Here is a 10,291-nt window from a genome sequence, read left to right as displayed (position 1 = left end):
GTCGGCGCGGCCGCACGCGGCGGCCCGGCCGCCACCGACAACGTGGGCGCGGCGGCGCTCCACCGGCCGGTGACGGAGCGGGTGACCGTGCCCGGGCCGGGACCGCTGCTCCCCGCCCACAGCGACGAGTTCGACGGCGGCACCCTGCCCGGCACGACCGCCGACTCACCGTGGCGGTGGGTACGCGGCCCGGCGGCCGGGGCGGCCATGGACGCGGGCGCGCTCTCCTGGCCGACCCAGAACGCGGAGCTGTACCTGGGAGACAACAGGGCGTCGGTGCTGCTGCGGGACGCGCCGGAGGGTGACTACACGGTGGAGACGAAGATCCACTTCGCTCCGGGCCAGTCCGCCCAGCAGGCCGGGATCCTGCTGTACGAGAACGACGACCGCTGGTTCAAGATGGTCCACTCGGTGCTGCCGCTGAACAACGGCGGCGGGGCCCTGCTGCAGGTCAGCGAGTTCGGCAAGGAGGGCGAGCGGCCGACGACCACGCCGCCGACCCCGGTGGCCAACGCCCCGATGTTCGGCGGGCCGACCGCGGACACCATGTGGCTGCGGCTCTCCTACCACGCCGACACCGTGAACAACGAGAACGAGGTGCGCGCCGCGACCAGCCGGGACGGCGAGCACTGGGTGCACAACGGCGTCTGGACTCTGCCGATCAAGGGGGATCTCAAGATCGGCCTGGTCTCGATGAACAGGGCGGGCGCGGTCGCGCGGTTCGACTACGTGCGCACCTACGGCTCCTAGCGCCGCGTGTCACGCGTGATCGCCCCCGGCCGGACGGCCGGGGGTGATCCCGTGTGACGGGAGGACGATGTCGTCGAGGATCCGCGGGACGGGCCTCAGCCGTCGGCGGCCCAGCCGTGGGTCCGCGCGAGCACGGCGGCCACGCGGGCGAAGCGCTCGCCGTCCAGGATCGAGCCCTCGCGCCGGATGCCGTCCTCGTCCAGGACGAAGATCCGGTCCAGGCGCAGATAGGAGACGCGGTTCTCCCGGTCCCAGCGGCCGGGACCGATCTCCAGCCACTCGCGGGGGTCTCCGCCGCCGCGGCTGGACAGCATCATCGCCAGCAGCCTGCGCCCGTCACGGCCGACGACCAGCAGCGGCCGGTCCTTGCCCCGGTCCGGGTCCTCCTCGTAGGGGACCCAGGCCCAGACGATCTCACCGGGGTCGGCGAGCCCGTCCAGGTCGGGGGAGTAGTCCAGGGTCGCCGCCCGGTCGACGCGGTGGACCTCGCGGACGGCGCCGCGTGCCGGACGGGGGTCTTCGCCGAGATCACGCACCCGGACAGCCTACGGGGCCCGGCGCTCCGCCGCGGCGCCGGGTGCGGGACGGGCGGCCCCTGCGGGGCGTGCCCGGCCCGCCTCGGCCGCACCGTGCTCAGCCGCCGCTCAGCCGCTCTTGCGGCGGAAGGAGCGCTTGCCCCCCACGGGGCCGTGAGAACCGTGGATCTTCGAGGAGCCCTTCCCCCGGCCTCCGGCGCCCGCGTCCGTCTGGGCCTGCTTCTTACGCTCCAGGGCCTCGCGGAACTTGCGCTTCAGTTCGTCGTCGGAACTCTCGGGTTCCTGTGTGACGTCAGACATGCAGACCTCCTGATCTGGGCGGTGGTCCAGCCCCAGCCAACCGGATCATCATCTCATGCCGTAACCGGGGATTCGGCTGACTGGAACAGGCCGTACCGCCACTTTCTGCGGGGGTCTAGTGCACGCCCAGGGCCATCAGGAACAGCAGGCCCGCCAGGTGGCCGACGACCACGAAGACGATGCCGAAGATGAAGACGAACTTCGCGGGCCCGTGCTCGAAGTACTTGCCCTCCTTGAGGGCGGGGCGCTGAGCCTGCCGCTCGGCGATCCGCTCCTCGATCGGCTTGCGGTGAAACATGGGACTCCTTTGCGTGCCGACACTTGGGGCGTCAACAGTTTGTGCACCAATTATCATACTATGTGGGGGTGGAGGGTTGTATGAGTGAAACGGCGGATGCCCTGAGCCTGGACCGCCAGGTGTGCTTCGCCCTGGCGGTCGCCTCGCGCAACGTCATCGCGCTCTACCGGCCGCTGCTGGAGCCCATGAAGCTGACCCACCCCCAGTATCTGGTGATGCTCGCCCTCTGGGAGCGCGCACCCCTCTCTGTCAAGGAGCTGAGCAAGCTACTGAGACTCGACCCCGGTACGCTGTCCCCGCTGCTGAAGCGTCTCGAGGTGGTCGGCTACATCCGGCGGCAGCGTGACAGCCAGGACGAGCGCGTCCTGGCCGTATCGCTCACGCCGGAGGGCCGCAAGCTGCGGGACGAGGCGGAGGCGATCCCGCCGATGATCGTCAAACGCCTGGGTATGGAGCTGGCGGAGCTGGAGGAGCTCCACCGGTCGCTGACCCGGGTGATCGCCGCGGCGAACGGCACGCATCACTGATTCGTACGGGAGAGGAAAGACTCATGGCTGGAAGCCACGGAGGAAGCCCCAAGTCTTGGCTTGCGGTGATCGTCATTCTGCTGGGGTTCACCGTCGGGGGTGTGGCCCTGTGCCTCGGCCCCAACTGGACGCTGTTCTGGGCGGGCGGCGGGATCATCGCGGTCGGCGGTGTGATCGCCCTGGCCGTCGACATCTTCTCCGACGTCATCGTGGACGCGCCCCGGGTCCCGATCGACCAGGGGGGCAACGGCTGATCAGGCGCTCCGCAGGGCCTCCTCGACGGAGGGGAAGACCTCGAAGGAGGAGCGCAGGCCGGTGATGGCGAGAATCCGCTCCAGCGTGCCGTGCACGCCGGCGAGAACCAGTCGCGTGCCCAGGGCATGGCTGCGCTGGAGCCCCAGGATCAGTTCCGCCATGCCGGTGGAGTCGCAGAAGGTGAGACCGGTGAGGTCGATGACGACCAGGGGAGGCGTTCCGGCCTCCCACGCCTTGGTCAGCTCGCTGCGGAAGACCGGGGCGTGCCGGTAGTCGAGTTCACCGTTCGCCTGCACGACGAGCGCCGTGCCGAGCATGCTCGATGAGACCGTGAAAAAGGCCATGCTTTGCTCCTTCGCCCGCGGGTCGCAGGGCGGGCTGCCTTTTTCCTACCAGTTCCACGAGCTTCGTGACGCCAGAGTGCTCAGGTGATCCGGTAGAGCAGTTCGGGCCGCCCGACCCCGCCGTACTGGGGAACCCGGCGGGTGACGCCGATCTCGGTCAGATGCTCCAGGTAACGCCGGGCCGTCACCCGGGAGACGCCGATCGCGGCCCCGGCGGTCTGCGCCGACAGGCCGTCGGGAGCCTTGCGCAACTCGGCGAGCACCGCGTCCAGGGTCGCCTGGGTCATCCCCTTGGGCAGGGGATTCTGCGCCGGGCCGCGCAGGGCCGCCAGCGCGCGGTCCACCTCGCCCTGGCCGCTGGCCTCCCCGGAGCCCTCGACCGACGACCGGAACTCCGCGTAGCGGGTGAGCTTCTCGCTCAGCGAGGCGAACGTGAACGGCTTGAGCAGGTACTGCGCCACGCCGACCGAGACCGCCGACCGGACCACCGACAGGTCGCGCGCCGAGGTGACCGCGATGACGTCCGACAGCACCCCCGCCGCCCGCAGCGCCCGGCACACGTCCAGGCCGTGCATGTCGGGCAGGTAGAGGTCGAGCAGGATCAGGTCGACCGATTCCCGCCGCAGGAACCGCAGCGCCTCCCCACCCGACCTGACCACTCCCTTCACCTGGAAACCGGGCACCCGCTCGACGAAGAGCCGGTTCGCCTCGGCGGTGATCTTCTCGTCCTCGACGACCAGTACCGAGATCATCGAACGTCCTTCCCCCGCAGCGGCAGCCGTACGGTGAACACCGCGCCCGGCCCGGCCGCCCCGTTCCCGCTGTGCCCCCCGTGCCCTCCGGCACCCGTCACGGCGGCTCCGGCCGCCGAGCCCACCTCGATCGTCCCACCCAGGCGGCGGACCGCCTGCCCGACCATGGCCAGGCCGAGGCCGCGGCCGTCGCCCTTGGTGGTCCAGCCCCGCTGGAACGCCTCGTCCGCCGTGGCGGGATCGAGCCCCTGACCGCTGTCGGCCACGCTGATCAGGAAGGCCGTCTCGTCGGCCCGCAGGCGGACCTCCACCCGCGCGGGCGGCGTACCGGCCATGGCGGCGTCCACCGCGTTGTCTATCAGGTTGCCGAGGATCGTCACCAGGTCCCGGGCGTCCAGGCCGATGTCGTCGAGCCCGCTGTCAGGAGTGATCACCAGCTCCACCCCCCGCTCCCCGGCCTCGGCGCTCTTGCCCAGCAGCAGCGCGGCGATCACCGGTTCGCGTACCGCGCCCACCACCCGGTCGGTCAGCTGCTGCGCCGCCTTGATCTCCTCGGTCGCGAAGGCCACGGCCTGCTCGGTCCGGCCCAGCTCGACGAGGGTGATCACGGTGTGCAGCCGGTTGGCCGCCTCGTGCGCGGCGGCGCGCAGGGAGTCGGCGAAGCCGCGCTCGGCGTCGAGCTGCCCGGCCAGGGACTGCAGCTCGGTGTGGTCGCGCAGGGTGACCACGGTGCCGAGCGAGCGGGAGCCCGAGCGGACCACCGCGGCGTTCACCACGAGCGTCCGCTCACCGGTCATGTGGATCTCGTCGGTGAGGTTCTCGCCGGTCGCCAGCCGTTCGGCCAGGGAGGGGGGCAGGCCCAGCCCGGTGACGTGCCGCCCGCTCACCTCGCCCTCCAGGCCCAGGAGCTCCCGGGCGCCGTCGTTGCACAGCGTCACCGTACCGGAGGTGTCGACGAGCAGCAGCCCCTCCCGCACCGCGTGCAGGATCGCGTCATGGTACTCGTACATCCGGCTCAGCTCGGCCGGGCCCATCCCGTGGGTCTGGCGGCGCAGCCGGCTGCCGACCAGGTAGGTGCCCGCCCCGCCGACGGACAGGCCGAGCGCGCCGATCAGCGCCGCCCCGGCCACCTGCCCGCGGAGCCTGGCGCTGATCTTGTCGATCGTGATGCCCGCGCTGACCAGGCCCGCCACCCTGCCCCGCGCGTCACGCACCGGGGCGACGGCGCGGACCGAGGGGCCGAGCGTGCCGGTGTAGGTCTCGGTGAAGACCCGCCCGGCCAGGGCGGGCGCGGTGTTGCCGAGGAAACGACGACCGATCTGCGCCGGGTTGGGGTGGGTGTAGCGCACGCCGTCGACGCTCATGATCGTGACGAAGTCGACGCCGGTCTCCCGCCGGACCCGTTCCGCGTACGGTTGCAGGGCGGCCGAGTCGCCCATCGCGGCGAGGACCGACGGGGAGTCGGCGACGCTGACGGTCACCGCTCTGGCGGTGCCGGCGGCCTCGTCCCGGAGCAGCTCGCCCGCCTGGAGGAAGGCCAGGACGGCGCCGCCCGCCACGGTGACCCCCACCACGACGATCTGCAGCGCCAGCATCTGCCTGGCCAGGCTCCAGCCGCGCATGTGTCCGGTCAGTTTCTGCAAGCTCACGAACGAAATGTACGCAATGGTGACTTAGATCACAGAACCGGCCCATAGTCGCTTGACCAGAGTTTCCATCCAGAACGGGGAACCGTATGTCCGCGACCCGGGATCGAACACATTATCTCTACATCGCCGTCATCGTCGCCGTGATCCTCGGCATCGCGGTCGGACTGGCCGCCCCCGATCTCGGCAAGGCGCTGAAGCCGCTGGGTACGGCCTTCGTCGCGCTCATCAAGATGATGATCAGTCCCATCATCTTCTGCACGATCGTGCTCGGCGTGGGGTCGGTCACCAAGGCCGCCAAGGTCGGCCGGGTCGGCGGCCTCGCGCTCGGCTACTTCCTGGCCATGTCGACCGTCGCGCTGGGCATCGGCCTGGTCGTGGGCAACCTGGTCGACCCGGGCCACGGCCTCCAGCTCACTGACGAACTCCGCAAGGCCGCCGCGGACGAGGCGGCCAAGGGCGGCGAGAGCGACACGGTGACGTTCCTGCTCGGGATCATCCCCACCACGCTCGTCTCGGCGTTCACCGAGGGCCAGGTGCTGCAGACCCTCCTCGTCGCGCTGCTCGCCGGGTTCGCCCTGCAGGCGATGGGGGAGCGGGCCACGCCCATCCTGAACGGCATCGGGCACATCCAGCGGCTCGTCTTCCGGATCCTCGCCATGATCATGTGGGCGGCCCCGGTCGGCGCCTTCGGCGCGATCGCCGCGGTCGTCGGCGCCACCGGCGTGGACGCGCTCAGGAGTCTCGGCGTCATCATGCTCGCCTTCTACGCGACCTGCCTGGTCTTCGTGCTGGCGGTCCTCGGGCCGATGCTCTGGCTGGTGGCGCGGGTCGGCCTGTTCTCCCTGCTGCGCTACCTGGGCAGGGAGTTCCTGCTCATCCTGTCGACCTCGTCCTCGGAGTCGGCCCTGCCCCGCCTGATCGCCAAGATGGAGCACCTGGGCGTGAGCCGGCCCGTCGTCGGCATCACCGTGCCGACCGGCTACTCCTTCAACCTCGACGGCACCGCCATCTACCTCACCATGGCCACGCTGTTCGTCGCGAGCGCCACCGGAGCCCCGCTCTCCATCGGCGAGCAGCTCTCCCTGCTGGTCTTCATGATGATCGCCTCGAAGGGCGCGGCCGGGGTCACCGGCGCGGGCCTGGCCACGCTCGCCGGCGGCCTGCAGTCGCACCGTCCCGACCTGGTCGACGGCGTCGGCCTCATCGTCGGCATCGACCGCTTCATGTCCGAGGCGCGGGCGCTGACCAACTTCGCGGGCAACGCGGTGGCCACCGTCCTGATCGGCACCTGGACCGGTGAGTTCGACCGGGAGCGTGCCGCCGAGGTCCTGGCCGGGCGGGTGCCGTTCGACGAGACCACCCTCCTCGACGAGCACGACGCCGCGCCGCGGCCCCCGCAGGCCGCCGGAGTGCCCGGCGGGGACGCGGACCGGGACAAGGAGGTCATGACACCGGCCTGACGGAGGATCCACCGGTCCACGGACCGGTGGCGGGCGCCCGTCTCGGGGGAGCGGGCGCCCGCCACCGGTCCACGCCGTCCCGGCCGCGTGTCAGGGCCTGCCCGCCGGGGTCCGGCGGGCAGGGCCTCATCCGGGCGTCGGGCGCTCCGATCCTGCGGCGGGGGTCTCGCCCGGAGGCCTTCGGCGCCTCACGTCAGGGGTTCCCGTCCTCCGGCGCTTCCGCGGTCTCACCCGCGGGTCTCGCGGAGTCTCCGCGCCACGGTCTCCGCGACCCTCCGGACCCCCTCCGGGTCGTCGAACACTCTCAGCCGGACGACCACACCGCCCGCGGTGATGAGCGCGGAGTCGGGGCGGGGGGCCAGGCCGGTGCCGTCGATCTGCCATACGCCCTCGCCCCGCCGCTCGGACGTTCGCCGGTCTTCCACCCCATGGGCCCGGTAGGCCAGTTCCCCGGCGACCAGGGATCGCGCGGCGGCGGGGGAGGGGGCCACCCACTCCACGGCGAGCGACACGGCGGCGCCCCCGTCGAGAGGCGGGGCGAAGTCGCAGGTGGCGGGGTGGGGCAGGGGCAGCCCGGCGATCCGCCGGTGGCGGGGGTGGGCGCTGTAGCCGGTCCGCAGGACCGCGAGGTCCGTCACGCGGAGCAGCCCGCACGCGTCCGGCCACGCCTCCGGGGCGACGCCGCCGAGCTCGGGCGCCCCGATGCCGGAGGGAGGCGAGAGCCGGTAGGCGGTGACCCGCCCACCGCCGGGGCTGCCGTCGTGGACAAGCGCCAGCCCCGCCCCGGTGCCGATCAGGGTGGACGTGAGACCGTACGTGGGCAGCGGGCGCTGGGTGAAGGCGCCGTCGTCGAGATCCACGACGGTGAGGAAGGCCGGCATCGAACCGTCGGGCGGTCCGGTGGGCGCCCCCGCCACGGCGAGGCGCGGCCCGCGGACCCGGCCGACCGCGTGGATCCGCCCGGCCGGCAGCCCGCGCCGCCACGCGATCCGCCCGTCGCGGCCGACGGCGGTGGTGATCTCCGCCGGGAACCACGCGTCCGGCTGGCTCTGGAAGACGAACCCCCGCTCGGTGACGGCGAGCCCGTACGCCTGTCCCCGGCCCGCCGCGACCAGCCTCTTCCCCGTGGGGGAGTAGACCTCGTGGACCTCGCCCGCCGAGGCCAGCACCGTCCCGTCCGCGCCCACCTCCAGTGAGCGGGGCCACCCCCCCTGGTCGAGCGGTTCCTCCCCGGGGGCGTCCTCGCCGGGGCCCGGGACGTCGCGGCGCCACCGGGGGTGGCCGGTCGCGGGGTCGAGCGCGGTGACGGTCGTCACCCCGTGGCAGTGCAGCATCACCGCCAGCGCGGTGGGCCCCGCCGCCATGGTGCGCTCGCAGCCGCCGAGGGCCGCCCCGGGGACTGCGGCGCGCCAGGCCGTGCTCCCGTCACCGGGCCGCAGGCCCACCAGGGCTCCTGATTCGGTGCCTCCCAGCACGATCCCGGCTGCCGTCACGGTCGTCTGCACCGCCTCCGGGCGCGCTCCGGTCTCCCGCTCCAGCACCGCCGAGGCGTCGACGCTCCACAGCTGCCCGCCCGAACCGGCGCGATGGCCGCTGAGCCGGTGGACGGGGACATCGGACGGGGCCCCGCCCGGCTCGCTGCGGTGCGCGACCACGGTGTCGCCGGCGAGCCCGGCCTGTTCCAGCCGCTGCCCGCGCCCCATCCGCAGCCGGGTGTGCACCCGGCCCGTCGCCGCCTCGCGCAGGACGACCTCTCCCGAAGCCTCCCCCGAGGAGATCAGGAGGTCGCCGGAGGCGCCGTGGAGGAGATGGGGCAGGTCCCCGTCCTCCCCGTAGCCGGGCCCGTCGGCGGGCGCTTGCCAGACCGGGGTGAACCCGCCGAGGCGGGAGACCGGCGGGGACGGGACGTCGGCGCCGAGCGCCCACAGGGGCAGGAGAAGGGCCGCGGCGGCGGCGAGACGGCGCATCTGTCAGCATCCCCGGGACCGGGGGAAGCGCTTGCACAGGACCTTTCCCCTGGCCTCATGCCAGGAGGTGCCCTCCTCGACGTACACCGAGCCGTAGGCGCGGTGGTCCGTTGCGGCTCCGGTGATGCGGAAGACCCCGTCGTCGGCGCCGCCGATCACCTGCTTGCGCAGCTCCCCGCCGGTGAAAAGGGTGACCTCCAGGTCGAACTCGACGGTCGACCGGCTGGCGGTGAAGGTGATGGCAAGGGTCTCCCGCTCTCCCCGTTTGAGGTCTATCTGCTTGACGGAGAAATAGCGCTTCCCGCTCTTTCCATCTTTTTCTATGGTTTTAAGGGATGTGTCTGGACGGTCGAGGTCGGCGCGGAGTGGGATGACATCCGACTGCCCTCCACTGTCCGGAGCGAAATACGCGCCGGTGAGAATCGGCGTGCTGCGCCTTATCCGTGGCCGGATGTCCACGACCCGCACGTCGCCGCGCCCGCCTTCGAGCAGCAGGAGGACGTCCAGTTGCCCGACCGCTCCGGCGTCGTGGCGGTGCGCCAGCGCCGTGAACTCCTCCTCTGACGGGTCGGTGAGGAGCACGCTGCGGTCGGCGGGTGCCGTGGGGTCGGTCCGGAACGCGGTCGGGCCGCCCTCCGGAGGGCTCGCACCGATGAGGACGACCCGCAGCGGCGGTCGCCCGAACAACTGGTCGACCAGGTCGAGGCCGCCGCCCTGCACCAACGGGACGAGCACGGGGGCGGCGACCGCGGCCAGCACGCCGCCGGTCCATGTAAGGGGGCTGCGCAGCACGCGGCGGACGGCGGACGGCTGCTCCTCCGCGGCCTGGCCGTCCGCCCCGGCGGTCGCCTCGCCCGTGGTCGCAGCCGTGGCCGCCCGCGCGGCCGCGGGAGGTTCTCGATCGGTTCTGGGCCGGGTTCTCCGGCGGTTTCCCATAGATTTCCGCCCGGGTTCTCTTGTTTCCGGCCGGCGCCGCGGCGGCTTCCCGCGGGACCGCGGGAAAGGCGGCGATAAGTGACCGGCGATGACATTGAATATATATCCTCCGACCTTATCGGGGAATGATCTGGTGATCCCTGGATCATGCATTGACAGTGAGTAATAACCCTTAATGGCGTTTTGTGGAGACCGGAATGGCGAGGGCCTTCCGGCGGGGTGCCTCGCTCTCAGGAGTCGCCCCCGCATGTCGCGGCATCGCGGTCAGGGGCCGCCGCCCCGATCCCGATCCCGATGCCGTCGCCCCGGGGTGGCCGCCTCCGTGCCGCCGTCCGCGGGGTGGACGCCCCGCTCCGCCGCCCGCGGGGTGGACGCTCTCGCGCTTCCGCGCCCTGTCCGGGATGGTCGCCCCGTGCTCCCGTGCCGTCGCCCGCGGGACGGACATCCCGCGCTCCCGTGCCGGAGTCGCGCGCCCCGCGCCGTCGCCCGCGTGCCCCCGCGCCGCCCGTACTTCCTC

12 protein-coding genes are annotated in these 10,291 nt (G+C 72.4%); 4 read left to right on the top strand and 8 right to left on the bottom strand.

Annotated elements, in window-relative coordinates; all coding sequences use genetic code 11:
- A partial coding sequence (locus tag ABD841_RS17120) for a beta-xylosidase family glycoside hydrolase (RefSeq protein WP_344972532.1) occupies positions 1–750 on the top strand: 750 nt, incomplete at its 5' end.
- Between the two features lie 95 nt (positions 751–845).
- Here ABD841_RS17120 and ABD841_RS17115 read toward each other — a convergent pair.
- From ABD841_RS17115 to ABD841_RS17105, 3 genes are all read right to left on the bottom strand, one after another.
- Complete coding sequence (locus tag ABD841_RS17115; protein ID WP_344972530.1) at positions 846–1,286, bottom strand: type II toxin-antitoxin system PemK/MazF family toxin; 441 nt, start codon at positions 1,284–1,286, stop codon at positions 846–848.
- 108 nt (positions 1,287–1,394) lie between these two features.
- A complete protein-coding gene (locus tag ABD841_RS17110; protein ID WP_344972529.1) occupies positions 1,395–1,586 on the bottom strand; it encodes a DUF5302 domain-containing protein in 192 nt (63 codons plus the stop codon).
- A 115-nt stretch (positions 1,587–1,701) separates the two neighbouring features.
- Entirely contained in the window at positions 1,702–1,884 is a 183-nt protein-coding gene (locus ABD841_RS17105; protein WP_344972527.1) for a hypothetical protein, read from the bottom strand.
- 80 nt (positions 1,885–1,964) lie between these two features.
- On the opposite strand from ABD841_RS17105, the gene ABD841_RS17100 reads away from it, so the two are divergent.
- Together ABD841_RS17100 and ABD841_RS17095 are read left to right on the top strand one after the other, a co-directional pair.
- The gene (locus tag ABD841_RS17100) at positions 1,965–2,411 is read left to right on the top strand and encodes a MarR family winged helix-turn-helix transcriptional regulator (RefSeq protein ID WP_344972525.1); all 447 of its coding nucleotides are present in this window, start codon (positions 1,965–1,967) and stop codon (positions 2,409–2,411) included.
- A 23-nt stretch (positions 2,412–2,434) separates the two neighbouring features.
- Positions 2,435–2,665 carry an HGxxPAAW family protein gene (locus tag ABD841_RS17095; protein WP_344972523.1) on the top strand — a complete coding sequence of 77 codons (231 nt, stop codon included), beginning with the start codon at positions 2,435–2,437 and terminating at the stop codon, positions 2,663–2,665.
- Here the strand turns inward: ABD841_RS17095 and ABD841_RS17090 are convergent, their stop codons facing one another.
- The 3 genes from ABD841_RS17090 to ABD841_RS17080 all read right to left on the bottom strand — a co-directional run bounded on the left by ABD841_RS17090 (position 2,666) and on the right by ABD841_RS17080 (position 5,411).
- Complete coding sequence (locus ABD841_RS17090; RefSeq protein WP_344972521.1) at positions 2,666–3,010, bottom strand: STAS domain-containing protein; 345 nt, start codon at positions 3,008–3,010, stop codon at positions 2,666–2,668. It abuts the gene before it with no gap.
- A gap of 80 nt (positions 3,011–3,090) precedes the next feature.
- Positions 3,091–3,762, bottom strand: coding sequence for a response regulator (locus tag ABD841_RS17085; protein ID WP_344972519.1), 672 nt, complete (start codon positions 3,760–3,762; stop codon positions 3,091–3,093).
- Positions 3,759–5,411, bottom strand: a complete 1,653-nt coding sequence (locus ABD841_RS17080; protein ID WP_344972517.1) for an ATP-binding protein — start codon at positions 5,409–5,411, stop codon at positions 3,759–3,761. The genes ABD841_RS17085 and ABD841_RS17080 overlap by 4 nt, the downstream gene beginning before the upstream one ends.
- A gap of 86 nt (positions 5,412–5,497) precedes the next feature.
- Here ABD841_RS17080 and ABD841_RS17075 point away from each other — a divergent pair, with 86 nt between their 5' ends.
- Positions 5,498–6,871: a cation:dicarboxylate symporter family transporter gene (locus tag ABD841_RS17075; protein ID WP_344972515.1), complete on the top strand. Its 1,374-nt coding sequence runs from the start codon at positions 5,498–5,500 to the stop codon at positions 6,869–6,871.
- Between the two features lie 227 nt (positions 6,872–7,098).
- Here ABD841_RS17075 and ABD841_RS17070 read toward each other — a convergent pair whose 3' ends face one another.
- Positions 7,099–8,838 (bottom strand): outer membrane protein assembly factor BamB family protein, encoded by a 1,740-nt coding sequence (locus ABD841_RS17070; protein WP_344972513.1) that lies wholly within the window; start codon positions 8,836–8,838, stop codon positions 7,099–7,101.
- A 3-nt stretch (positions 8,839–8,841) separates the two neighbouring features.
- Positions 8,842–9,774, bottom strand: a complete 933-nt coding sequence (locus tag ABD841_RS17065) for a hypothetical protein (RefSeq protein WP_344972511.1) — start codon at positions 9,772–9,774, stop codon at positions 8,842–8,844.
- Positions 9,775–10,291: the final 517 nt, after the last annotated feature.

The organism is Streptosporangium fragile, from assembly GCF_039534445.1.
GTDB lineage: Bacteria > Actinomycetota > Actinomycetes > Streptosporangiales > Streptosporangiaceae > Streptosporangium > Streptosporangium fragile.
Note: the sequence above shows the minus strand (reverse complement) of the source record. Positions and strands in the feature narration are given on the sequence as shown.